At 67.7% G+C, this 24,096-nt stretch carries 26 protein-coding genes and 1 tRNA gene; 10 read left to right on the top strand and 17 right to left on the bottom strand.

All coding sequences use genetic code 11. The annotated features are described in order from the left end of the window. The first annotated feature begins 5 nt into the window (after positions 1–5). Complete coding sequence (locus AU197_RS22170; protein WP_064346468.1) at positions 6–857, top strand: AraC family transcriptional regulator; 852 nt, start codon at positions 6–8, stop codon at positions 855–857. Between the two features lie 9 nt (positions 858–866). On the opposite strand, the gene AU197_RS22175 is transcribed toward AU197_RS22170, so the two are convergent. Continuing rightward, entirely contained in the window at positions 867–1,496 is a 630-nt protein-coding gene (locus AU197_RS22175) for a TetR/AcrR family transcriptional regulator (protein ID WP_064405480.1), read from the bottom strand. A gap of 124 nt (positions 1,497–1,620) precedes the next feature. On the opposite strand from AU197_RS22175, the gene AU197_RS22180 reads away from it, so the two are divergent. The 3 genes from AU197_RS22180 (at position 1,621) to AU197_RS22190 (ending at position 2,768) form a co-directional block, all read left to right on the top strand. Then, complete coding sequence (locus AU197_RS22180; RefSeq protein WP_064405614.1) at positions 1,621–1,935, top strand: WhiB family transcriptional regulator; 315 nt, start codon at positions 1,621–1,623, stop codon at positions 1,933–1,935. A gap of 87 nt (positions 1,936–2,022) precedes the next feature. After that, complete coding sequence (locus AU197_RS22185; protein ID WP_064346466.1) at positions 2,023–2,241, top strand: hypothetical protein; 219 nt, start codon at positions 2,023–2,025, stop codon at positions 2,239–2,241. 35 nt (positions 2,242–2,276) lie between these two features. Continuing rightward, positions 2,277–2,768: an SRPBCC family protein gene (locus tag AU197_RS22190; RefSeq protein ID WP_064405482.1), complete on the top strand. Its 492-nt coding sequence runs from the start codon at positions 2,277–2,279 to the stop codon at positions 2,766–2,768. Between the two features lie 5 nt (positions 2,769–2,773). Here the strand turns inward: AU197_RS22190 and AU197_RS22195 are convergent. Further along, positions 2,774–2,857 (bottom strand) — tRNA-Leu (locus AU197_RS22195). A 94-nt stretch (positions 2,858–2,951) separates the two neighbouring features. On the opposite strand from AU197_RS22195, the gene AU197_RS22200 reads away from it, so the two are divergent. Both AU197_RS22200 and AU197_RS22205 read left to right on the top strand, forming a co-directional pair. After that, the gene (locus AU197_RS22200; RefSeq protein WP_064405484.1) at positions 2,952–3,329 is read left to right on the top strand and encodes a hypothetical protein; all 378 of its coding nucleotides are present in this window, start codon (positions 2,952–2,954) and stop codon (positions 3,327–3,329) included. Next, positions 3,326–3,658: a DUF3817 domain-containing protein gene (locus AU197_RS22205; protein ID WP_064346463.1), complete on the top strand. Its 333-nt coding sequence runs from the start codon at positions 3,326–3,328 to the stop codon at positions 3,656–3,658. The genes AU197_RS22200 and AU197_RS22205 overlap by 4 nt, the downstream gene beginning before the upstream one ends. Here AU197_RS22205 and AU197_RS22210 read toward each other — a convergent pair. The 12 genes from AU197_RS22210 to clpS are packed head-to-tail and all read right to left on the bottom strand — an operon-like array spanning position 3,636 to position 12,599. Then, a complete protein-coding gene (locus AU197_RS22210) occupies positions 3,636–5,096 on the bottom strand; it encodes an MFS transporter (RefSeq protein WP_064405485.1) in 1,461 nt (486 codons plus the stop codon). The two genes, AU197_RS22205 and AU197_RS22210, sit on opposite strands and share 23 nt — an antisense overlap. A 43-nt stretch (positions 5,097–5,139) precedes the next feature. Continuing rightward, positions 5,140–5,748 carry an RdgB/HAM1 family non-canonical purine NTP pyrophosphatase gene (gene rdgB / locus AU197_RS22215; RefSeq protein ID WP_064405487.1) on the bottom strand — a complete coding sequence of 203 codons (609 nt, stop codon included), beginning with the start codon at positions 5,746–5,748 and terminating at the stop codon, positions 5,140–5,142. Further along, positions 5,745–6,527 carry a ribonuclease PH gene (gene rph / locus AU197_RS22220; protein WP_064405490.1) on the bottom strand — a complete coding sequence of 261 codons (783 nt, stop codon included), beginning with the start codon at positions 6,525–6,527 and terminating at the stop codon, positions 5,745–5,747. The genes rdgB and rph overlap by 4 nt, the downstream gene beginning before the upstream one ends. 44 nt (positions 6,528–6,571) lie before the next feature. Beyond that, positions 6,572–7,351 (bottom strand): cyclic nucleotide-degrading phosphodiesterase, encoded by a 780-nt coding sequence (locus tag AU197_RS22225; protein WP_064405491.1) that lies wholly within the window; start codon positions 7,349–7,351, stop codon positions 6,572–6,574. 58 nt (positions 7,352–7,409) lie between these two features. After that, a complete protein-coding gene (gene murI / locus AU197_RS22230; RefSeq protein WP_156434522.1) occupies positions 7,410–8,231 on the bottom strand; it encodes a glutamate racemase in 822 nt (273 codons plus the stop codon). A gap of 8 nt (positions 8,232–8,239) precedes the next feature. Next, the gene (locus AU197_RS22235; protein ID WP_064405495.1) at positions 8,240–8,923 is read right to left on the bottom strand and encodes a rhomboid family intramembrane serine protease; all 684 of its coding nucleotides are present in this window, start codon (positions 8,921–8,923) and stop codon (positions 8,240–8,242) included. Beyond that, entirely contained in the window at positions 8,914–9,876 is a 963-nt protein-coding gene (locus tag AU197_RS22240; protein ID WP_064405496.1) for a cysteine synthase, read from the bottom strand. The genes AU197_RS22235 and AU197_RS22240 overlap by 10 nt, the downstream gene beginning before the upstream one ends. A 10-nt stretch (positions 9,877–9,886) precedes the next feature. Continuing rightward, a complete protein-coding gene (locus AU197_RS22245; RefSeq protein WP_064405498.1) occupies positions 9,887–10,168 on the bottom strand; it encodes a MoaD/ThiS family protein in 282 nt (93 codons plus the stop codon). Between the two features lie 13 nt (positions 10,169–10,181). After that, positions 10,182–10,616: a M67 family metallopeptidase gene (locus AU197_RS22250; protein WP_286145569.1), complete on the bottom strand. Its 435-nt coding sequence runs from the start codon at positions 10,614–10,616 to the stop codon at positions 10,182–10,184. Between the two features lie 60 nt (positions 10,617–10,676). Continuing rightward, positions 10,677–11,696, bottom strand: a complete 1,020-nt coding sequence (locus AU197_RS22255) for a P1 family peptidase (RefSeq protein WP_064405501.1) — start codon at positions 11,694–11,696, stop codon at positions 10,677–10,679. Continuing rightward, positions 11,693–12,277, bottom strand: a complete 585-nt coding sequence (gene aosR, locus AU197_RS22260) for an oxidative stress transcriptional regulator AosR (protein WP_064405503.1) — start codon at positions 12,275–12,277, stop codon at positions 11,693–11,695. Before aosR ends, AU197_RS22255 begins: the two co-directional genes overlap by 4 nt. Before the next feature lie 7 nt (positions 12,278–12,284). Beyond that, complete coding sequence (gene clpS, locus AU197_RS22265) at positions 12,285–12,599, bottom strand: ATP-dependent Clp protease adapter ClpS (protein ID WP_064405504.1); 315 nt, start codon at positions 12,597–12,599, stop codon at positions 12,285–12,287. Between the two features lie 103 nt (positions 12,600–12,702). Between clpS and AU197_RS22270 the strand changes: the two genes are divergently transcribed. The 3 genes from AU197_RS22270 to AU197_RS22280 all read left to right on the top strand — a co-directional run bounded on the left by AU197_RS22270 (position 12,703) and on the right by AU197_RS22280 (position 17,463). Further along, positions 12,703–13,962: a nicotinate phosphoribosyltransferase gene (locus AU197_RS22270; protein WP_231745163.1), complete on the top strand. Its 1,260-nt coding sequence runs from the start codon at positions 12,703–12,705 to the stop codon at positions 13,960–13,962. A gap of 2 nt (positions 13,963–13,964) precedes the next feature. After that, a complete protein-coding gene (locus AU197_RS22275) occupies positions 13,965–15,956 on the top strand; it encodes an ATP-dependent DNA helicase (RefSeq protein WP_064405506.1) in 1,992 nt (663 codons plus the stop codon). 67 nt (positions 15,957–16,023) lie between these two features. Beyond that, a complete protein-coding gene (locus AU197_RS22280; RefSeq protein ID WP_064405507.1) occupies positions 16,024–17,463 on the top strand; it encodes a neutral zinc metallopeptidase in 1,440 nt (479 codons plus the stop codon). 7 nt (positions 17,464–17,470) lie between these two features. Here the strand turns inward: AU197_RS22280 and AU197_RS22285 are convergent, their stop codons facing one another. The 3 genes from AU197_RS22285 to AU197_RS22295 all read right to left on the bottom strand — a co-directional run bounded on the left by AU197_RS22285 (position 17,471) and on the right by AU197_RS22295 (position 21,777). Further along, positions 17,471–18,202: an MspA family porin gene (locus AU197_RS22285; RefSeq protein ID WP_502687900.1), complete on the bottom strand. Its 732-nt coding sequence runs from the start codon at positions 18,200–18,202 to the stop codon at positions 17,471–17,473. Between the two features lie 105 nt (positions 18,203–18,307). Continuing rightward, complete coding sequence (locus tag AU197_RS22290) at positions 18,308–19,156, bottom strand: virginiamycin B lyase family protein (RefSeq protein WP_064405511.1); 849 nt, start codon at positions 19,154–19,156, stop codon at positions 18,308–18,310. Then, positions 19,153–21,777, bottom strand: coding sequence for a glycosyltransferase family 1 protein (locus tag AU197_RS22295; protein WP_064405512.1), 2,625 nt, complete (start codon positions 21,775–21,777; stop codon positions 19,153–19,155). The genes AU197_RS22290 and AU197_RS22295 overlap by 4 nt, the downstream gene beginning before the upstream one ends. Positions 21,778–22,009: 232 nt before the next feature. On the opposite strand from AU197_RS22295, the gene AU197_RS22300 reads away from it, so the two are divergent. Further along, positions 22,010–24,094, top strand: coding sequence for an alpha-1,4-glucan--maltose-1-phosphate maltosyltransferase (locus AU197_RS22300; protein ID WP_064405514.1), 2,085 nt, complete (start codon positions 22,010–22,012; stop codon positions 24,092–24,094). The last annotated feature ends 2 nt before the right edge of the window (positions 24,095–24,096 follow it).

A 24,096-nucleotide genomic window follows, 5' to 3' on the forward strand; every position in this document is an offset into this window, starting at 1 on the left:
GCCCCATGACCGTCTCTGCGCTATCGGACAGAGGTTTTGCCCAACCGGCCAACATGGCGGCCGGCGCGAACCGACGCGTCATCGACCTGCGGCGAGGCGGTCGAGCGCTGGGCGGCAGCTATCTATATGAGGGCGATGCGCTGATCACCGGTTGGCACTCGCACGACGTGCACCAGATCGAGTACGCGCTCGGCGGGGTCGTCGAGGTGGAAACCGACTCGGCGCACTACCTTCTGCCGCCGCAGCAGGCCGCATGGATTCCCGTGGGTCTCGACCATCAGGCGACCATGAACCCCGACGTCCGGACCGTCGCGGTGATGTTCGACCCGCAGTTGATCCCGCATGCCGGCGACCGGGCGCGCATCCTGGCGGTGTCCCCACTGATCCGCGAAATGATGATCTACGCGCTGCGCTGGCCCATCGACCGCGCCGAAGGCGACGAGATCTCCGACGCGTTCTTCCGCACGCTGGCCAATCTCGTGACCGAGGCACTCGACCACGAGGCGCCGTTGAGCCTGCCCACGTCCGAGCATCCGATCGTCGCCGCCGCAATGGCCTACACCAAGGAGCATCTCGACGGTGTCACCGCCGAAGAGGTGAGCCGGGCCGTTTCGGTGTCCGAACGCACGCTCCGGCGGCTGTTCCAGGATTCGGTCGGGTTGTCCTGGCGCACATACCTTCTGCACGCCCGCATGCTGAAGGCCATGGCATTGCTGGCCGCGCCGGGTCAGTCGGTGCAGGAGACGTCGTCGGCGGTCGGCTTCGACAGCCTCAGTTCCTTCACCCGGGCCTTCACTCAGTTCTGCGGGGAGACGCCGACGAGCTACCGCAAGCGGGTGGGCGGCACATCGCTGTAAAAGGCAGCGTCACGACTCGTCGCGCATCTGGCCATCGCGAAGCAGCGCGTTCACCGCGCTCCCCCATCGCTGAAGTTGGGCGGGGGTGTCGAACGGTTCGGTGAGGTGACGCTCGATGTGGTCGCGCAGGATCCAGGCGCCCAGGGCCAACACCAGCGGGTTGAGTGCACCCCACGTCGGGTCGAGGTCGGGGCGGGTCAGCCCGGCTTCCCTGCGCGCCTGCCAGCGCTGAGCGCCGACGGCGGCGAGCGAGTCGAACACCTGCGTGCCGAGCGAACTCCCGTCGGTCAGCGCACGTACGACATATGCGACCACATCGGGTTCGTCGGCCACCAAGGACGTCACGCGGTCCCCCACGTCGGTGATGGAGTCCACCGTTGATTCGGGCATGCGCTGCATGAGTGCGGTATTCATCACCCCGAGCACGTGGTCGTCGACGGCCTTGATCAGGTTGGCTTTCGTTTCGAAGTGGTGCTGGACCAACCCCAGCGAGACGCCGGCTTCCGCCGCGACTGCGCGAAGCGACGTCGCCGACGTGCCGCGAGCCGCAAAGCACTGAAGCGCCGCATCGCGAATCCGTTCGACGCTCGAACGCTGATGCTTCTCGGAGGCGTGTTGCCCCGTCGACGCCGCCGTCATCGATACCCGCAGGTCTGAGTGCTCACCCCCACACAGTAGCCAATACGCATGTATTGTCGGAAACCGATACGCGTGTATTGTCACCCTCGTGGCGGAGGACCGTCCCGACCGAAAGGAAACGCAGATGCCCGTCGACGAGCGGCTGAATGGCCGGACGACGCGCCCCGTTGCGGTCAACGCGCCCCAGGACACGGCGCTCGGCGCCTGCATTCAGGACCCCGACCGGTGGGCCCTCGGGGCCGACGAGGGCGCCAAGGAGCTGTGCCGGACATGTCCTCGCCGTTGGCTCTGCGCCCAGGAGGCGTGTCAGACACCCGGAGCGGTCGGGGTGTGGGCCGGCATCTACATTCCGGACACCGGCCGGGCACGCCAGTTCGCGTTGCGGCAACTACAGTCGCTGGCCGAACGCAATGGATTCACCGTCCGAAAGGCGGGCTGAACCGCATCTTTCAGGCCGCGGGTTTCACTGGCGTTGCCAGCGGGCAACCTCAGCGCAACCGATTCCGTGAGCCACCAGGAGACCCCGATGCGCGAGCGCGCTCTCGCCCCCGCCGACAACCCGACCGCCGAGGCGATCGCCACCACCGGCCTCTTTTTGATCTTCACCGCAATCATCGCGGTCGCCGTGAGCCTGTCGAGTTGGGGTGCCTCCGACGCACCGTTGGCCGCCGCCGCGGGGCTCGTGGCCGTGGTCAGCTTCACTGCCAGCCTGCTGTGCTTCGGCAAGCAGAGCGCAGACGACTGACGCGCGCCGGTACACGCCTGCGATGATGGCCGGTTATGGCCCGCTGGTATCCCCTGGCATCCGCTGACGCTGACTTCTTGGCGTCGGCTCCCCACGTCTTCCGCTACGAGAAGCGCTACGCCGCGACCCCGGAGCAGGTGTGGAAATCGCTGACTTCGGACGAGTCGCTGGCGGCGTGGGGGCCCGCGGTCAAGAACGTCACCTGGACCTCACCGCGTCCGTTCGGAGTCGGGACGACCCGTGACGTGACCGCCCTCGGCGGCGCCGTCCTACGTGAACGCTTCTTCGAATGGGACGAGGGCCATCAGAAGTCCTTCTACGTCTACGAGTCGACGTTGCCGCTGTTCAAACGCTTCGCCGAGGATTACATCGTCGAGGCCGACGGCGAGCAGACACGGTTCACCTGGGTCGTCGCGATCGAACCGAAGAACGCGATGAGCGTGCCCGTCAAAGTATTGGCGCCGCTACTCAAGGCAGGCTTCGGGCGCATTCCCAGCGACGGGCAGAAGTACTTCGCCGCTAGGTGAGTTCGTGCGGGCGGTGGGACTCGAACCCACACGTTCTTTCGAACACCGGCACCTAAAGCCGGCGCGTCAGCCAATTGCGCCACGCCCGCAGCGAGTGTCGATGCTACTCCGCGCCTCCCGCACACCTGTCGGACCGCCTCGACGAGTTCGTCGGCCCCAAGGACGTCGCGGTACCGTTGGAAGGTGTCCACTACACGGCGTAGGAGGCCGGCGCTCATCGCTTTGGTGATCGTCGGGGCCGTCGGCTGCCTTGCGCTGGCGTGGTGGCAGTGGACCCGCTTCGAGTCGGCCTCGGGCAGCTTCCAGAATCTCGGCTACGCGATGCAGTGGCCGCTGTTCGCCGGCTTCGTCGTGTACGCCTACTACAAATTCGTGCGCTACGAGGAAGCTCCCCCCGAGCCCGCGAAACGCGATCTCACCGAGATCCCCGAGGATCTGCTCCCGCAAAAGCCCTCAGCGACAACCCGATTCGACGACGATGTCGACGACCCCGCACTGCGCGAGTACAACGCCTACCTGGCCGAGCTCGCCGAGAAGGACAAGGAACACCCGGCCACATGACCGAACCGCCGATCACCTCCGCCGAAAACGTCCGCAAGGCACTCCTGGGCTACCGGGTGCTGGCCTGGACGACGGGCATCTGGCTCATCGCGCTCTGCTACGAGATGGTGATGAAGTACGTCTACCACGTCGAAGGCCTGAACTGGATCGCGGTGGTCCACGGCTGGGTCTACTTCGTGTATCTGCTCTTCACCGCCAACCTCGCGGTCAAGGTGCGCTGGCCGATCGGAAAGACCATCGGCGTCCTGCTCGCGGGCACCATTCCGCTCGTCGGCATCATCGTCGAGCAGGTCCAGACCAGGGAGATCAAAGACCGCTACGGTCTGTAGCCAGCGCCAGATCCGGTTCTGATTCGTTCATTTCACCGAGTTTCGGGATCGCGAGCGCAGTGAGCGCGGCCACGACGGCCGCACCGGCTGCGATCAGCAGCGCGACCCGCAAACCGGCCAACGACGGCACCTCGTGCCCGGCCACCGTCGTGGTCATCACCGTCAGCACCGCACCGATCACCGCGCTGGAGATCGATGTGCCCAGCGAGCGCGCGAGCGCGTTGATTCCGTTGGCAGCGGCCGTTTCCGACACCGGCACGGCGGCATTGATCAACGCGGGTAACGACGAGAACGCGAAACCCACGCCGATGCTGACCATCACGTTGAACACGCACAGCTGCCACGCACTGTTCATCAGCACCAGCCCCGACAGGTACCCGGCGGCCACCACGGTCGACCCGACGAACAAGGTGAACCGAGGCCCGCGCACATCGGCGATCCGAGCCGCCACCGGCGACGTCAACATCATCGCCAACCCGCCGGGCGCCATCCACAGACCCGTCTGCAGCAGCGACTGGCCGAGTCCGTAGCCCGAGCCCGCCGGTAGCTCGAGGATCTGCGGCGCGATCAACGACATCGCGAACAGCGAGAAGCCCACCGCGATCGACGCCAGATTCGTCGTCAGCACCGGCCGTTTCAGCGTGGTGCGAAGATCGACGATCGGGGCAGCCGTCCGGAACTGCCACAGCGCGAACAACCCGAAGATCACCACCGACGAGCCGAACATCGTCACGGTGATCGCGCTGGTCCAACCCCAGCTTCCGCCCTTGGAGATGCCCAGCAGCAGCGTGACGAGCCCGCCGGCGAGACCGATCGCGCCCAGCGCGTCGAAGCGGTCGGCCGACACCGAGGGCAGCCGCGGTACCAGCGCGGCGAACGACACCGCCGACATCACCCCCAGTGCGGCGCCGAACCAGAACAACGCGCTCCAGTCGAAGCGATCGGCGATCATCGCCGACAGCGGAAGACCAAGCGCCCCACCCACACCCAGCGATGCGCTCATCAGTCCCATCGCGGTGCCGACCCGATGAGCCGGCACCGATGCGCGCATCACGCTGATGCCCAGCGGGATGATCGGCATCCCGAAGCCCTGCAGCCCGCGACCGATGATCACCGGGACCAGCGCCGTCGTCGTCGCCGCGATCAACGATCCGACCGTGAGCAGTACGGCGCAGATGATCAAAATGGGCTTGGGCCCGTACATGTCGCCGAGCCTGCCGAACATCGGTGTGGCGACGGCCGCCGTGAGCAACGTCGCGGTGATCACCCACGACGCGTTGGACGCGCTGGTGTCCAGCAGCGTGGGCAGTTCGGGAATGAGCGGGATGACCAGCGTCTGCATCAGGGACACGCTGATGCCCGCCGCCGCGAGCACCGCCACGACGATCGCCGGGTGCCGCGTTCTGCCGACATCGGCTTGGGCGGGGGCGCGGCGCACCCCGGGGATGCTACCGCTTAGTTGATCTATACAAAATTCGCGCTCAGGTTCGCGCGGCCAACTCACGCAACGCGGGAAGCAGCGCCGTCAGCGCCCGCCCCCGGTGCGAGGCCGCATCCTTCTCGGCCGCGTCGAGTTCGGCCGCGGTCCGCTCCGATCCGGCGGGCAGGAACACCGGGTCGTAGCCGAACCCGCCGTCGCCACGTGGCGCGCGGGTGATGCTGCCCGGCCACTCCCCTCGCACCACGATTTCGCCCCCCTCGTGCACCAGCGCGCAGGCCGACACGAACGCCGCGCTGCGCCGCTCGTCGGGTACATCGGCCAGTTGTGCCAGCAGCAGCGCCGTATTCGCGGCATCGTCTCCGTGCCGGCCGGCCCACCGCGCCGAGAGCACGCCGGGCATTCCGTTCAACGCCGCGACTTCCAGACCGGAGTCGTCGGCGACCGTCGCCAGGCCCGTCGCGCGATGAGCATCGCGCGCCTTGGCCAACGCGTTCTCTTCGAACGTCGCCCCGGTTTCGGGGGCCTCGTCGAAGGCGGGCACGTCGTCGAGCGAGAGCAGCCTCAGCCCCGACACCCCCGCCGCGGCGAGCACCCGGTGCAACTCGGCCAGCTTCTTCGAGTTGCGGCTGGCAACCAGCAGCTCGGTCAGCTTCCGAACGCCTTCTTGGGCGGGTCTTTCGGCTCGGGCAGCACCCCGGGATAGGGCAGCGCCAATGCCTCGCGCTGAATCTCGAAGATCTGCTCACACGCCGCCATCGCCGCGTCGAGCATCTTGTCCAGTGTGGAGCGTGGGAACGTCGCGCCCTCGCCGGTGCCCTGGATCTCGACGAGGGTGCCGGTGTCGGTGGCCACGACGTTCATGTCCACCTCGGCGCGCGAGTCCTCGGTGTACGGCAGGTCGGTGCGAATGCGCCCGTCGACGACGCCGACGCTGACCGCGGCGATCGCGCACGACAGCGGCCGCGGGTCCGACAGCTTGCCCGCGGCCGACAGGTAGGTCACCGCATCGGCCAGTGCGACGTAGGCCCCGGTGATAGCAGCCGTTCGCGTACCCCCGTCGGCCTGCAGCACGTCACAGTCGATCGCGATCGTGTTCTCGCCCAGCGCCGCGAGGTCGATGCACGCCCGCAACGACCGGCCGACGAGCCGGCTGATCTCCTGGGTGCGGCCACCGACGCGGCCCTTGACCGACTCGCGATCGGACCGATCGTGCGTCGCGGCGGGCAGCATCGCGTATTCGGCTGTCAGCCAGCCCTTTCCAGAGCCCTTGCGCCAGCGCGGTACGCCCTCGGTGACGCTAGCGGTGCACATGACGCGCGTCTCGCCGAACTCCACCAGCACCGAACCGGCGGGATGGGTGGTGAAACCACGGGTGATGCGGACCGGCCTCAGCTCGTCGTCAAGCCGGCCGTCTTCTCTTCGGGACACGAGCCAACCCTAACGGCTGGCTCCGACCTCATTGCTGGAGACCATCAGGCCGCCGCGCGCGCGATGTCGAACGACTCGTTGCACACCACCGCGTGCACCGGGCCGTCGAATTCGGCCTTGGCCTCGCTGATGACGTCCTCGCGCGACGTCCACGGCGGAATGTGGGTCAGCAGCAGCTCGCCGACGCCGGCCTCGGCGGCGGCCCGGCCCGCCTCCGTACCCGACAGGTGCAGTCGGGGCGGCCGATCCGGCGAGTGCGTCCACGACGCCTCGCACAAGAAGACATCGGCGTCGCGGGCCAAGTCGATGAGTTGGTCGCAGTAGCCGGTGTCGCCGCTGTAGACGAGCGTTGCACCGTCCTGGTCGGTGATGCGCATGCCGTAGGACTCGGTCGGATGGCAAACCAGTTTCGGGGTCACACTGAGCGAGCCGATGGTGACGGTTTCGTTGTCGACCCAGTGGCGGATCTCGAAGACGTCGGAGAAATCGTCGATCTCCCCGCCCTCGGGCGAGGACGCCGCACCGAGCCGAGCCCAGGTGTTGGCGGGGCCGTACATGATGCCGCGCTCCTGTGCCGGCGACGGGTGATAGCGCCGCCACACGAACAGACCCGGCAGATCCAGGCAGTGGTCGGCATGCAGATGCGACAACAACACGTGCACGTCGTTGGGATCGGCGTGGCGCTGCAGCGCGCCGAGCACGCCGCCGCCGAAGTCGAGCACCAACGGCGGGGTATCGGGTGCGGTGACGAGATATCCGGACGCCGGCGAATCAGGCCCGACAACACTGCCGGAGCAACCGAGTACGGTGATTCGCACGCTCACTAGCTTGCCATGCCCCGTCCCCCCGTGACGAAAACATGGCCGGTTTGAGCGACCGAAATCATCTCGGCGCGCTGACGTGACGTTGAACAGGTCGAACGCCGTCGAGCGTGGGGCCGAGAAAGCGTGCGGCAAGGGCGGTGAAGGCGTCCGGGTCGCCCGTCGCCTCGAAGATCCGCTGGGGCGGCGGGGAGTCGTGCGGCCGCAGCAAATCGAGTTCGGTGAGTACCCTCAGCAAGTCCTTGGCGGTCTCCTCGGCGCTCGACACCAACGCGACGTTCTCGCCCATCGCCAACTGGATCAGACCCGACAACATCGGGTAGTGGGTGCAGCCCAGCACGAGGGTGTCCACCTGAGCGCGCTGAAGCGGTTCGAGGTACCCCTCGGCGAGCCCGAGCACCTGGCGCCCACTGGTCACACCCCGCTCGACGAAGTCGACGAACCGGGGGCACGCCACCCCGATCACCTCGGTGTCGCGGGCCGCCGCGAATGCGTCCTGGTACGCGCCGGACGCGATCGTCGCCGCGGTGCCGATGACACCGATGCGACCGTTGCGGGTGGTCGCGACCGCGCGGCGCACCGCGGGCAGGATCACCTCGATCACGGGCACCGGCGCATAGCGTTCGCGGGCGTCGCGCAGACACGCCGACGACGCCGTGTTACAGGCGATGACGAGTGCCTTGACTCCGCGTGAGACGAGATCGTCACCGATCGCCAGAGCATGTGCCCGGACCTCCGGGATGGACAGCGGCCCGTACGGCCCGTTGGCGGTGTCACCGACGTAGACGATGTTCTCGGAGGGCAACTGGTCGATGATCGCGCGGGCGACCGTGAGGCCACCGACGCCCGAGTCGAAGATGCCGACGGGCGCGTCGGCGGACACAGGCGGGTTCACGACGGCAGGTACGGGTTCGACGCCACGCTTCTGCGCTTCTCGCGAGCCTTACGCTCCGGGCCGGACAGCAGATACGCGGCGATGACGCCCGCGACCGCCCCACTCAGATGGCCCTGCCACGACACCCCCGGTGTGCCCGGCAGCACGCCGAGCAGGACACTGCCGTAGACCAGCAGCACGATGACGCCGACGATGATCTCCCACGCCTTGCGGGTGAAGAACCCGAACACGATGAGGAACGCCAGCCACCCGAAGATCAGCCCCGAAGCGCCGATGTGGTTGGCCTCGCACCGCACCCCCACGTACGGGCAATGCATGCCGACGTTGCCGATGAGCCACGTGCCCAGCCCGCCGAGGATCCACACGATGGCGGTCGCGAAGATGAAACGCGACATTCCCGCCAGCGTCATCAGGAAGCCGAGCACAAGCGCCGGAACGGTGTTGGCGATGAGGTGGTCCCAGTTCGAATGCAACAGCGGGGCGAACAGGATGCCCACCAACCCGTCGGACTCCATGGGCCGGATGCCGTTGTCGTCGAGGCGATGGTTCGACAGCGAGTCGAACAGTTCGATGACCCACAGCAGCACGACGAAGCTGAAGACGGTGACGGCGCCGACCACCCACGCGGGCCGCTTCCTCGGTTGCGGCGGTGTGGTTCCCGGGTACCCGGTCATGCCCATAGCTGCCCTTCGAGCGCGTCTTCGGCGTCATCCAGGCTACCGGCGTACGCACCGGTCGACAGATACTTCCAACCCGCGTCGGCGACGACGAACGCGATGTCTGCCTGTTCGCCGGCCTTGACCGCCTTGGCCGCCATGCCCAGCGCGGCGTGCAGCACCGCACCGGTGGAGATGCCTGCGAAGATCCCTTCCACCTGAACCAGCTCGCGGGTGCGCCTGATCGCGTCGTACGAACCGACCGAGAACCGCGTGGTGAGCACCTCGGGGTCGTACAACTCGGGGATGAACCCCTCGTCGATGTTGCGCAGCGCGTAGACGCCCTCGCCGTACCGCGGTTCGGCGGCCACGATCTTGACGTCGGGCTTGCGCTCGCGCAGAAACCGCCCGGTCCCCATCAGGGTGCCGGTGGTGCCGAGGCCCGCGACGAAATGGGTGACCTCCGGCAGGTCCGCGAGCAGCTCCGGGCCGGTGCCCTCGTAGTGCGACAACGAGTTGGCCTCGTTGCCGTACTGATAGAGCATCACCCAGGAAGGGTTCTGCAGCGCAAGCTCTTTCGCGTGGGCGACGGCGGTGTTCGACCCACCCTCGGCCGGCGAGTAGATGATTCGCGCGCCGTAGAGCTCGAGCAGCTGACGGCGCTCGATCGAGGTGTTCTCCGGCATCACGCAGATCATCTGGTAGCCCTTGAGCAGCGCCGCCATCGCCAGCGAGATGCCGGTGTTCCCGCTCGTGGGCTCCAGGATCGTCGCGCCGGGTTTCAGCAGGCCCTGCCGTTCGGCCTCCTCGATCATCCGCAGCGCCGGACGGTCCTTGATGGACCCGGTGGGATTGCGGTCCTCGAGCTTGGCCCACAGCCGCACATGGGGCTCGTCGTCCCACCGGGGCGAAAGCCGGCGCAGGCCCACCAGCGGTGTGCCGCCCAGCGCTTCGAGCAGCGAGTCGTATCGCGCCATCAGACGCCCGTTACCCTCCAGCCACTGCGGGCAGGATCGTCACCGAGTCGCCGTCGGCGACCGCGGTGTCGAGCCCGCCGGAGAACCGCACGTCCTCGTCGTTGACGTAGATGTTGACGAATCGGTTCAGCTTGCCGGGGTTGTCCTTGTCCATCAGCCGCTCGGAGATGCCGTTGTAGTTGGCCTCCAGGTCGCTGATCACCGCCGCGAGAGTGTCGCCGGACGCGGTGACGCGCTTCTGCCCTCCGGTGTGGGTGCGCAGGATGGTCGGGACGGAAACGGTGACAGCCATCGGTGAAGCCTTTCTAGTACTGCTCGACGATCTTGACGGGTTCTTCGGTGACGACGCCGTCGACGATGCGGTAACTGCGTAGTTCGTGCTCATCGGGGTCGCGGGTGGACACCAGCACGTAGTGGGCGTCGGGTTCTTGGGCCAGCGAGATGTCGGTGCGGCTCGGGTAGGCCTCGGTTCCGGTGTGCGAGTGATAGATCACGACCGGGGCCTCGTCGGCGTCGTCCATCTCCCGCCACACCCGCAACTGCTCCATCGAGTCGAACCGGTAGAAGGTCGGCGACCGCTCCGCGTTGGTCATCGCGATGAAGCGCTCCGGACGGTCCGAGCCCTCGGGCCCCGCGATCACCCCGCAGGCCTCGTCGGGATGGTCGGCGCGGGCGTGGGCGACCATGGCGTCGACCAGATCCGCTCGGATCACCAACACAGCAGCTACCCCTTTCTGCACGAAACTGTATTCCAGCAGCGAAAAATCGAGTAAACGGCTGCTTGGGGTGCAGTTTCGCGATTACTCGAACGCTCCGGGCAACATCTCGCGGTACGCCGGTATTCCGGCCACCGACTCGGCGGCCAGGACCCCGACCATCACCGCGCGGGCCAGACAGTCCGCCGCGGCGGCGCCCACCTGTGTGATCAGCGGCATCTCCGGGGTCATCGACGCCGGCGTCGTGGGATCGAGGGGCACCTCCACGGCCCCGGTGGCCAGTGCGAACACCGTGTCTCCGTCGTGCGGCGTGTGGCACGGCCGGATAGTGCGCGCCAACCCGTCATGTGCGGCGACGGCCACCCGGCGGCAGGCCGCGGGGCTCATCGCGGCATCAGTGGCCACCACCGCGATCGTCGTGTTGAGCGGGCTGTACTCCCGATGGCGGTCGGCGTAGGCGGCGATCTGGTCGGCCGGCGGCGGGATCAACCCGAACTCCTCGATCTGGTACGCCAGCCAGGGCAGGCCGGTCGCAGTGTCGAACACCTCCCCCGCGGAGTTGACGATCACGAGGGCGCCCACCGTGACGCCGCAGTCCAGTTGCGTCGACGCCGTGCCGACACCGCCCTTGAGCACACCGGCGCGCGCTCCCGTACCCGCACCCACAGTGCCGATCGCCACCTCGGTCCCCGCGCTCGCGGCCGCGGCGTAGCCGAACTCGGCGGTCGGCCTGCACTGCCACCCGCCGACCGGAAGGTCGAACACCACCGCGGCGGGCACGATCGGTACCACTCCGCCGTCCAGTGCGACGCCGCGCCCCTGCTCCTCGAGATAACGCATCACGCCGTCGGCGGTCGCCAGACCGTAGGCGCTGCCCCCACTCAAGACCACGGCGTCGACGTGCTGAACGGAGTTGATCGGGTCGAGCAGGTCGGTCTCCCGGGTGCCGGGGGCCCCGCCCCTGCCGTCGACGCCTCCCACGGTCCCCGGCGGCGTCAGCACGACCGTGGTGCCGGTGGCCCACCCCGAACCCAACGTCACGTCCGGATCGAGGCGATGGTGCTGCCCCACTCGGATACCGGCCACATCGGTGATCGAACTCATCTCGACTTACCCATCAGTCCCAGCACCAGGTATTCCTGCAGCACGGTCAGCCACTGGTAGACGTCGAGGTGCCCGGCCATCGGATGGTCGGGCGGCAGTTCGTCGGGCCCGTCCGGTGAGATCGCGAGCATGGTGCCCAGCGCCAGGCGCATGTCGTTGACGGCGGCGGCCCAAGCATGCGCGTCGTCCTCGGTCAGTTCGAACTTGCCGCCCTGTTCCGGCATGGTGTCCAGAAGTGTCTGTGCCGCTTGACGTTTCGCATCGATGATGTCGGGCTCGTGCAAGCCGCGCAGTGCGCTGTTGAGGCTCTCGGCGGCGCTGGAGCCGGCGGGATGTTCTGTCTGCGGCCGGTAGAAGTCCGGCAGCAGCCGTTTCATCGTGTCGTCTTCGGGAGGCGTCGAGTTGCCGGTCCGCATCCCGGTGATCGCTTCGAGTTCGTCTGTGGGCGCCGAAGATTCGCGCTCCTGAAGCATGCCCACCACCGAGGTGGCCAGGCTTCGCAACAGGGCCGCCTCGTGCGGTGCGATGGCCGACCGGAAACGCGCTCCATCGGCAGTCTCCACCCGCTTCCACTTACGCACGTGTCTGTCAGCGGTCCTGCTGCATGGTGGCCCACAGCCCGGCGGCGTGGAGCTTGGTCACGTCGATCTCCATCGCCTCACGGCTGCCCGCCGACACCACCGCCTTGCCCTCGTTGTGCACCTGGAGCATCAATTTGGTCGCGTGCGCCTCCGGATAGCCGAAGAGCTTCTGGAAGACGTAGGTCACGTAGGTCATCAGGTTCACCGGGTCGTCCCACACGATGGTCACCCAGGGTGTGTCGACGGCGGCGTCTTCCGTCGCGACAGACTTGGCGCCCCGCTCTTCGCGAGTCCCCGGTCGAGCCTTCGCCGGCGTAACCATGTCGTTCAGGATAGCCAACGCATAACCGGCACTTCGAACTACTACGGTGACATCTGTGACCGCCGCATCCCCGGCCCTGCTCACCGACAAGTATGAGCTGACGATGCTCGCGGCCGCGCTGCGCGACGGCACCGCGCACCGACGCACGACATTCGAGATCTTCGCGCGCCGACTGCCCGAAGGACGCCGCTATGGGGTGGTGGCAGGCACGGCGCGGTTTGTGGATGCCTTGGCGCAGTTCGAATTCGACGATGCGACGCTCACGGCGCTGGCGGACTTCCTCGACGAAAAGACACTCGCCTATCTGACCGACTACCGGTTCCGCGGAGATGTCGACGGATACGTGGAAGGCGAGCTCTACTTCCCGGGTTCACCGGTGCTGTCGGTGCACGGCACGTTCGGCGAATGTGTCGTGTTGGAGACCTTGGCGTTGTCGATCTTCAACCACGACACCGCGATCGCCTCCGCCGCCGCCCGCATGGTCAGCGCGGCCCAGGGACGGCCCCTGATCGAGATGGGCTCGCGGCGCACCCACGAGTACGCCGCGGTCGCCGCCGCTCGTGCGGCGTATCTGGCCGGCTTCTCCGGCTCGTCCAATCTGGCGGCCCAGCGCGACTACGGGGTTCCGGCGCTGGGCACCAGCGCGCACGCTTTCACGCTGCTCCACACCACCCACGAGGGCCCCGACGAGCGCGCGGCGTTCCGGGCTCAGGTCGAGGCGCTCGGTGTGGACACGACATTGCTGGTCGACACCTACGACATCACCGCGGGCGTCGCAACGGCCGTCGACGTCGCCGGCCCGGAACTCGGTGCGGTGCGGATCGATTCCGGAGATCTCGGGGTGCTCGCGCGTCAGGTGCGCGCTCAGCTCGACGACCTCGGCGCCACCGAGACGAAGATCGTCGTCTCCGGCGACCTCGACGAGTTCGCGATCGCCGCGCTGCGCGCCGAGCCGGTCGACATCTACGGCGTCGGCACGTCCCTGGTCACCGGTTCCGGCGCCCCGACCGCCGGAATGGTGTACAAGCTGACCGAGGTGGACGGTCTTCCGGTCGAGAAGCGCAGCAGCCGCAAACAGTCGCACGGCGGCCGCAAGCAGGCGCTGCGGCTGGCCAAGAAGACCGGCACGATCCTCGAGGAGGTCGTCTACCCCTATGGCCATCCGCCTGCAGAGCCCGACGGTCTCATTGGACGGGTCTTGACCGTTCCACTGGTGCAGCAAGGTGAGCCGGTCCCCGATACGGGCCTCGACGCGGCACGCGCCCGGGTCAGAGACGGTCTGAGGAGCCTGCCGTGGGACGGGTTGAAACTGTCCCGCGGCGAACCCGCGGTGCCCACGCGGCTGATTCCTCCCGGCGCGTAGAGGTGACCACGTCGGACGCGCCGGACATCACCCAGTTGCTGGCCACCGCGGTCGCGGCGCTCGGTGGGCGCGAACGCGCCGGCCAGGTCGAGATGGCCAAGGCCGTCGCCAACGCCTTCGACACCGGGGAGCACCTCGCCGTCCAGGCTGGGACGGGCACGGGCAAATCGCTGGCTTACCTCGTGCCGTCGCTCGCACGTGCCGTCGACGCCGACGAACCCGTCGTGGTGTCCACGGCCACCATCGCGCTGCAACGCCAACTCGTCGACCGCGACCTTCCGCGGCTGGCGGAGTCGCTGGCCGACGCACTTGCGCGCGCGCCCGAGTACGCCCTCCTGAAGGGTCGCGGAAATTATCTGTGCCTGAACAAGATTCACAACGGTAGTTCGGCAGGCGGTGTCACCGAGCCCGACGACCGGTCCCAGGAGGACCTGTTCGAACCCGTGGTGACCAGCGCTCTGGGCCGAGACGTGAAGCGGCTCATCGCCTGGTCGTCGGACACCGAGACCGGTGACCGCGACGAGCTGGCCCCGGGGGTACCCGACCGGTCCTGGTCGCAGGTCAGCGTTTCGGCGCGCGAATGCATCGGGGTGGCCCGGTGCCCGTTCGGCACCGACTGTTTCGCCGAGAAGGCACGGGAGAAGGCCGACCGCGCCGATGTCGTCGTCACCAATCACGCGCTGCTGGCCATCGACGCGATTTCTGACGCCGCCGTACTCCCCGAACACCATCTGCTCGTCGTCGACGAGGCGCACGAGTTGGCCGACCGCGTGACCTCGGTGGCCACCGGCGAGCTGTCCGCGACATCGCTCGGCATCGCCCACCGCCGCGCCGCGCGCCTGGTCGACCAGGAACTGGCCCAGCGGCTGGAAGCCGCGACGGCGACGCTGTCGTCGGCCATCCACGACACGGAACCGGGCCGCATCGACGTCCTCGACGCCGAACTGGCGACCTACCTGACCGCGGTGCGCGACGCCGCGTACCGGGCCCGGTCGGCAATCGACACCGCGCCCAGCGACCCGGCGGCCGCATCCGCGCGCACCGAAGCCGTGACCGCGTTGACCGATGTCGGTGACACCGCCTCGCGCGTTCTCGACTCCTTCTTGCCCGCCATCCCCGACCGCACCGACGTGGTGTGGATCGAACGCGAGGACACCCGCGGATCGGTGCGGACCATACTGCGCGTCGCCCCGCTGTCGGTGTCGCATCTGTTGCGCACCAGGCTTTTTGAGACCACCACGACCGTCCTGACGTCGGCGACGCTGACGATCGGCGGCACGTTCGACGCGATGGCTTCGGCGTGGGGGCTCGCGGGCGGGGAGACCGAGTGGAAAGGCATCGACGTCGGATCCCCGTTCGAGCACACGAAGTCGGGCATCCTCTACGTCGCAGCACATCTGCCTCCGCCGGGACGCGATGGCACGGGCTCCGCGGAACAACTCGACGAAATCGCCGCGCTGATCACCGCGGCCGGCGGCCGAACCCTCGGGCTGTTCTCCTCGATGCGTGCGGCCAAGGCGGCCACCGAGATCATGCGGGATCGGCTGGACACTCCGGTGCTGTGCCAGGGCGAGGACACCACATCGGCGTTGGTCAAGCGGTTCGCCGACGACCCCGAGACGTCGCTGTTCGGCACGCTGTCGCTGTGGCAGGGCGTCGACGTGCCCGGCCCGTCTTTGTCACTGGTGCTCATCGATCGGATTCCGTTTCCGCGCCCCGACGATCCGTTACTGACGGCCCGGCAACGAGCAGTGGCCGCCCGAGGTGGCAACGGCTTCATGGCCGTGGCCGCCAGCCACGCCGCACTGCTGTTGGCCCAAGGTGCGGGACGTTTGTTGCGCACCGTCGACGACCGCGGCGTGGTCGCCGTGCTGGACTCGCGCATGGCCACGGCCCGCTACGGGGGATTCCTTCGGGCCTCCCTGCCGCCGTTCTGGGCGACCACCGACTCCGACCGCGTGCGTCAGGCGCTCGAACGTCTCCGCGCGCGGTGATTGTTTTCTATTCTGACAACGGTTCAGTGCGCGCCGTGCGGCCGCCTCGACGCGAAAGGCGGCGTCCATGAATCGGCGACTCCTGGTCGGCGCCGTGACCGCGATATCGGCGGTGCTTGTCGTCACCGGATGCACCACCACCCTGCGCGGCGAACCCGTATCGGTGTTCAACGATCCGTTCCGCGTCGCGGGCATGCCGGCGACCGACGGCCCCACCGGTTTACGGCCGGACGCGCGGGGTCCGGCGCGAGTGGTGTTGGGCACCGACGGGAGCGACTCCGACGAACTGGCCCGGCAGGCGATCAGCGATATCGAAGAGTTCTGGGAAGGCGCCTACGGCACCGCCTTCGACGGCCGGTTCGAGCCGGTCGAGCGCGTCTATTCCTGGGACGCCAACGGATTCGACAGCACCGGATTCTGTGACACCGACACGTACGGTCTGGTCAACGCCGGCTACTGCACCACCGACAACACCATCGGGTGGGATCGGGGCGAGCTTGTGCCCAGCCTGCGACAGGAGTTCGGCGACATGGGTGTCACGATGGTGCTCGCCCACGAATACGGCCACGCGGTGCAGAGGCTGGCCGGCCTTGTCGACGACGACACCCCGACGCTGGTATCCGAACAGCAGGCCGACTGCCTCGCGGGCGCCTATATGCGCTGGGTCGCAGAAGACAACTCGCCGCGCTTCACGCTGTCGACCGGCGAAGGACTCAACAACGTGTTGGCGTCCGTCATCGCGTTCCGGGACCCATTGTTGAGCGAGGACGACCCCGAAGTCGGTGTCGACGAACATGGTTCGGCGTTCGAACGCCTGTCGGCCTTTCAGTTCGGCTTCACCGACGGCCCCTCGGCCTGCGCGGCCATCGACTTGCGGGAGATCGGCCAACGCCGGGGCGATCTGCCGGTGCTCTTGGCAGAGGACGAGACGGGTGAATGGGCCGTCTCCGAAGAGTCGGTGCGCGCCGTCCTGGACGCGATGAACATCCTCTTCACACCCGCCAACCCACCACGGCTGAGCTTCGACCCCCCGCAGTGCACGAATGCGCGACCGAGTCCTCCGGTGTCCTACTGCCCGGCGACCAACACGATCGCCGTCGAGCTCGACGAGCTGGCGCAGATGGGTGCTCAGCCCGACATCGAGGACCCGGTCAGCCTGGCCACCGGTGACAACACCGCCTACTCGGTATTGGTGTCGCGGTACATGCAGGCGATCCAGAAGGAGCACGGCGGCGTCGCACTCGACAGCGCCGAGGCCGCGCTTCGCACCGCGTGCCTGACCGGTGTCGCCACCACCAAGCTCTCGAAGAGCGTGACCACCCCTGACGGCAACACCGTGGCGCTGACAGCGGGCGACGTCGACGAAGCCGTGTCGGGCATCCTGATGAACGGCTTGGTGGCCAGCGACGTCAACGGCGAATCGGTGCCCTCGGGCTTTTCGCGCATCGACGCATTCCGCGTCGGCGTCCTCGGCGACACCGAACGCTGCTTCAAGCGCTTCGACTGAGCGCCGCTCAGATCTTCTTGGTCACGCCGTACCAGGCGACGATCGCCTCCGACTGATCTGTGGTGTGGCTGAGGTATGCATACGAGCGGATGAAGGACTCACCGACGCAGCCGTCGATCTTGACCCGGAAGTTGCTCACCATCACCCACGGTTCGGCGCCGGTGAACTTCTTCTTCGTCACCGGGACCACGTTGACCAGACCCGGTTTGAGGCCGACGGTGATACCGCCGCCGACATTGCCGCCGAGGCTCGGCAGGATCCCGAAATCCTCTCCACCACCGACGATGGTGAGCCCCAGGAGTCCGATGGACGGGTTGATGCCCGCGGTACCGGCCAGCGTGACGCCGTTCGAGGTGCTCATGTCGATGCCGCAGCCGATTTCGTAACCGACTTCGAGGCTGCCCTCCGGCGCTACACCGTCCCCCGGGCCGGTCAGCCGACCCTTGTAGGTGCCGCCGACGACATACTCACGCGACGACAATGCAGTCGTCAGCGGAGGGCTCGGTGCTTGGGTCTCTTTCTCGGCGCCCATCTCCAGAGTCCACCCGTCGGGCGTCTCGGTCACCGCGGGCGGGGTGGATTCGACGGCGCCGTCCGGAGGCGGTGGCGGGGGTGCCCCTTCAGCGGGCACTTCGGCCACGACCGGGTCGGCCTCCGGATCGGCCGCCGCGGATGCGGCGCCCAGACTGCCGAGTACCCCCGCGACCGCGATCACGGTGATGCCTCGCCGCAGCACAATCCCAATCGTCACTGGCCACCCTCCGTCGTTAGCAACGCTTCGGAACCTACCGCGCCCGCTGTGCGCCGCGTGCGGATGCTCCGAGAATCGTTCCGATCGCCCAGCTCAGGTCGGCATTCGCAGGACGTGGCCCGCTTCCAGGGCGACCCAGACGGCGCCTTCGGCGTCGACCGCGAGGCCATGCGGTTCGCTGCCCGGCGGGAGGTCGATCGTCACGATGTCACCGTCGCCGCTGACGCGGGCGAGCTGGCTCGACCCCCACAGCGTCACCCAGACGCCGTCGCCGGGATCAGCGATCACCGCGTGCGGCTTGCCGGGCAGTTCGATCTCCTGGATGGCATCGTCGATCGGAATCCGGCCGAGGCGTTCGGCGAGGATCTCGGTGAACCACAGCGCATCGTCGTGGGTTGCGGTGATGCCGACGGGACCCGAGGCGGCAGTTGGTGTTTCGCGGATCGTCAGGTCGCCGGCGAGCGTAAGACGGCCCACGGCGCTCGCCTGGTTCAACGTGAACCACAGCGCGTCGTCGGGGCCGGTGACGATCATCGACGGCGCACCGCCGACCGGATGGATCTCCGACACCTCACCGTCCACCGACATCCGGGCGACCACGCCGGAGCCCATGGCCGTGAACCACAGCGCCCCATCGGGACCCGTCGTGATGCCGTACGGAGCGCTGTCGGCAGGCAGTTCGAATGCGCTCACTTCGCCGGCGCTGGTGATGCGGCCGATGCGGTCATCGCCGTTGCGGGTGAACCACATCGCCCCGTCAGGACCGGCGGTGATGATCGAGGGCCGACACTCCGGTGCCACGGGATGAACCGCGACCTCACCGTTGTCAGTCACGCGCGCGATCGCGCCGTCGTGCACGAGGGTCACCCAGAGCGCCCTGTCCGGGCCTGCCGCGATCCCGTAGGGTCCGCCGTCGAGCGCGACCTTGCGAGCTCGTGTCACGCGAGCGTGACGAGGCCGAGCTCGTTGTCGCCCGCCAACAGCGGATGGTGCGGCAGCACACGCACCGTGTAGCCCACCGGCCCCGCGACGGGCAACGGTGCGGTCGCGGAGAAGACTTCCCTGCCCGCGTCGGCGCTTCCGGTGTGCACCATCGGCACGGTGACCGGTTCGACGAGTTGATCGCTCGTGTCGACGCGGCCCAGCACCGCTTGCACGGCAACCTCTTCGGGACGCAGACCCGCCAGATACACGGTGGCGGTCAGCGTGAGCTCCGAACCGAGCAGCGGCGTGTCCGGCAGACCATAGCTGTCGACGTCGGTGATTTGGATCTTGGGCCACGATTCCTGGGCACGCAGCCGGTAGTTGGCCAGATCCCTTGCGGCGCCGAACGGTTCACCGTCACCCCCGGGTTCGACGGTCCGCCGCAGCGATTGCGCCGCCGGTGCGTAGTACTTCTCGGTGTAGTCGCGCACCATCCGCGACGCCAGCACCTTGGGCCCCAACACGATCAACGTGTGCCGCACCATCTCCACCCACCGCGCCGGGACACCGCGCTCGTCGCGGTCGTAGAACTTCGGCGCAACCGAGGTCTCCAGCAGGTCATACAGTGCGGCGGCCTCGAGGTCGTCGCGCCGGTTCTCGTCGGCCAGACCGTCGGCGGTCGGGATCTCCCAACCGTTCTCCCCGTCGTACCACTCGTCCCACCACCCGTCGCGGATCGACAGGTTCAGACCACCGTTGAGCGCGCTCTTCATGCCCGACGTGCCGCATGCCTCCAGCGGCCGCAGCGGATTGTTCAGCCACACGTCACATCCCCAGTACAGCTGGCGGGCCATCGACATGTCGTAGTCGGGCAGAAAGGCGATCCGGTGCCGGACCTCGGGCCGGTCGGCGAATTTCACCACCTGCTGGATCAGGGCCTTGCCCCCGTCGTCGGCGGGATGGGACTTGCCCGCGACGATGAGCTGGATCGGCCGTTCGTCGTTGAGCAGCAGCCGCTCCAACCGCTCGGGGTCACGCAGCATCAACGTCAGGCGCTTGTAGGTCGGCACCCGTCGCGCGAATCCGATCGTCAGCACGGCGGGGTCGAAAGCCGTTGCGATCCAGCCCAACTCGGCTTCTGCCGCGCCGCGTTCCAGGTACGACCTACGCAGCCTCGCGCGCACGTCCTCGACGAGTTGCTCGCGCAGTTGCGAGCGGATCCACCACAGGTGGCCGGTGTCGACCTGCTGCAGGCGGCTCCACACCGCGGGTTCGCGCGCGCTGGTGAGGTCCTCGCTGCCGAGCAGTTCGCGGCCGAGTTCCATCCACTGCGGCGCCGCCCAGGTGGGCGCGTGCACACCGTTGGTGATCGACCCGATCGGCACCTCGCCGGGATCGAAACCCGGCCACAGCTCGTTGAACATGTGCCTGCTGACGTTGCCGTGCAGCATTGAGACACCGTTGGCGCGCTGCGCCAGGCGCAGACCCATGTGGGCCATGTTGAACTTGGTCGGGTCGTCCTCCTCGCCGAAGGCGATGATGCGGTCGAGCGGAAGGCCGGGCAGCAGCCGCGACATCGCGCCCGACGGGCCGTCGGTCGAGCCGCCGAAGTACCGCCGCACCATCTCCACCGGGAACCGGTCGATACCCGCGGGAACCGGAGTGTGCGTGGTGAACACCGTCGAAGACCGCACCACCGTCAGCGCGGTGTCGAAATCGAGCCCCGCGTCGATGAGTTCCCGGATGCGCTCGACACCGAGAAAACCGGCGTGCCCCTCGTTCATGTGGAACACCTCGGGCGAGGGCCTGCCCTCCAGCTCGATGAACGCGCGGATCGCCCGGACCCCGCCGATACCGGCGAGGATCTCCTGCTTGATCCGGTGCTCCTGGTCCCCGCCGTAGAGTCGGTCGGTCACGCCACGCAGATCGTGGTCGTTTTCCGGGACGTCGGAATCCAGCAGCAGCAACGGGATTCGGCCCACCTGGGCGATCCAGACCCGCGCCTGCAGCCGGGCGTCATAGCCGTTCTCGCTGGGCATCGCGACCGAGACGAGCACCTGTTGCCCGTCATGGTCGGTGAGCAGCCGCAGCGGCAGACCCTGCGGATCCAGGGCCGGATAGCTCTCATGCTGCCAGCCGTCAGCGGTCAGCGACTGCCGAAAGTAACCCGACCGGTAGAGCAGCCCGACGGCGATCAACGGCAGGCCGAGATCCGACGCCGCCTTGAGGTGGTCGCCGGCCAGGATGCCGAGACCGCCCGAGTAGTTCGGGAGGGACTCGGCCACCCCGAACTCCATCGAGAAGTACGCGATCCCGTTGGGCAGCTGGGCCCCGTGCTCGACCTCCTGCTGGTACCACAGCGGCCGGCTGAGGTAGTCGTCGAGATCGGCGGCCAGCCCGTCGAGGCGGCGCAGGAACTCCTCGTCGCCGGCCAGGGTGTCCAGGCGCTGCGGGCTGACCTGCCCCAGCAGGCCCACGGGATCACAGCCGACGCGCTTCCAGAGCTCGGGTTCGATCGACTCGAACAGATCCTGCGTCGGCCGATCCCAGGACCAGCGCAGGTTGATCGACAACCGTTCGAGCGCGGCCAGCCGGTCGGGCAGATGCGCTCGGACGGTGAACCTTCTCAGCGCTTTCATCGGGCCATCACGCGAGACAACATTACTGACAATCCGGCAGATCGCAGGGTGCCCGGTCGGACTGCTTGGCCCACTTCGGGTTGGGCTGCGCACTAACGTGGGTATAGGGCGCGACGAGGGTTGTTCATCCTGACCGTGAACGGGACCACGACGACACAGCGGCCACGTCGGCGGTGCCGGCGGAGCACATCGGTGGCCGCAGCCAGAAGTAGGACCAGAGAAGGAGTGGTAGGTGGCCGGTCGAATCGAGATCGATGACGTCGCGCCGGTCGTCTCCGGGGGGCGCTACCCGGCGAAGGGGGTCGTCGGAGAAATCGTTCCGGTCGCGGCGACCGTGTGGCGAGAGGGCCACGACGCGGTCGCGGCCACGTTGGTGGTGCGCTATCGCGGCGCGGCATATCCCCAGCTTGCCGACGATCCGCCGGGGTTGGTATCCGCCGAAGCGGTGCCGATCGAGACAGTGCTCGGCACGACGGCCCGCAAAAAGCCTCAGCATCTGCCCATGTCGACCGGGCGTACGCCCGATGTCTTCCACGGTGCGTTCACCCCCGACTGCGCCGGGCTGTGGACGTTCCGGGTGGACGGCTGGGGCGATCCGGTGGCGACCTGGCGTAAGAGCGTGACCGCCAAGCTCGACGCCGGTCAGAGCGAATCGGAGCTGTCGAACGACCTGTTGGTCGGGGCCAATCTGCTGGAACGCGCCTCGACCGGTGTGCCACGTCAGCACCGTTATCCACTCATCGAGGCGGCGGCGCGGCTGCGCCAACCCGGCGACCCGTTCAGCCGTGCCGGGGCCGCGTTGTCACCGGAGGTCACCCGCCTGCTCGACGACTATCCGCTGCGCGAGTTGGTGACCCGCGGCAAGCAGTACGGCGTCTGGGTCGACCGCCCCGAGGCGCGGTTCAGCGCGTGGTACGAGTTCTTCCCCCGTTCGACCGGCGGCTGGGACGCCCAGGGCAACCCGGTGCACGGCACCTTCGCGACCGCCACCAAGGCGCTCCCCCGCATCGCTCGGATGGGTTTCGACGTGGTCTACCTTCCGCCCATCCATCCGATCGGCAAGGTGCACCGCAAGGGCCCCAACAACAGCGTCACCGCCGCGCCCAACGACGTCGGCTCACCATGGGCGATCGGGAGCGACGAGGGCGGCCACGACGCGGTCCATCCGGAGCTGGGCACGATCGACGACTTCGACGAGTTCGTCGCCGCGGCCCGCGACGACGGCATGGAAGTGGCGCTCGACCTCGCGCTGCAGTGCGCACCCGACCATCCGTGGGCCAGGCAACACCCCGAGTGGTTCACGGTGCTGCCCGACGGCACGATCGCCTATGCGGAGAACCCGCCCAAGAAGTACCAGGACATCTACCCGCTGAACTTCGACAACGACCCAGCCGGGCTCTACGAGGAAGTGCTGCGGGTGGTTCGGCACTGGATCTCGCACGGCGTCAAGATCTTCCGGGTTGACAACCCTCACACCAAACCGCCGAACTTCTGGGCCTGGCTGATCGGTCAGGTGAAGAACGAGCACCCCGATGTGCTGTTTCTCTCGGAGGCCTTCACCCGTCCCGCACGGCTGTACGGACTGGCCAAACTGGGTTTCACACAGTCGTATTCGTACTTCACCTGGCGCACCGCCAAATGGGAACTCACCGAGTTCGGCCAGCAGATCGCCGAGCACGCCGACTACGCGTGCCCGAACCTGTTCGTCAACACGCCCGACATCCTGCACGAGAGCCTGCAGCACGGAGGCCCCGGGATGTTCGCGATCCGCGCGGTGCTGGCATCGACGATGAGTTCGGCGTGGGGTGTCTATTCCGGATACGAACTGTACGAACACCGCGCCGTCCGGGAAGGCAGCGAGGAGTACCTGAACTCTGAGAAGTACGAGCTGAGGCCCCGCGACTTCGACGCCGCGCTGGCCGACGGTGAATCGTTGGAGCCGTTCATCACCCGGCTCAACGAGATCCGTCGGCTTCATCCCGCTCTACATCAGTTGCGCACCATCAGGTTCCACCACGTCGACAACGACGCGCTCCTGGCCTACAGCAAGTTCGATCCCGCCACCGGTGATCAGGTACTGGTGGTGGTCACGCTCAACCCGTTCGGACCCGAAGAGGCGACGCTGTGGCTGGACATGCCCGCCCTCGGGATGGAGCCCTACGACCGGTTCTGGGTCCGCGACGAGATCACCGGCGACGAATACCAGTGGGGGCAGTCCAATTACGTGCGTCTCGACCCGGTGCGGGCGGTCGCACACGTCTTGAACATGCCGCAGGTGCCCGCCGACCAACGACTCAATCTGCTGCGTAGGGAGTGACG

Source organism: Mycobacterium sp. IS-1590 (genome assembly GCF_001500025.1).
GTDB lineage: Bacteria > Actinomycetota > Actinomycetes > Mycobacteriales > Mycobacteriaceae > Mycobacterium.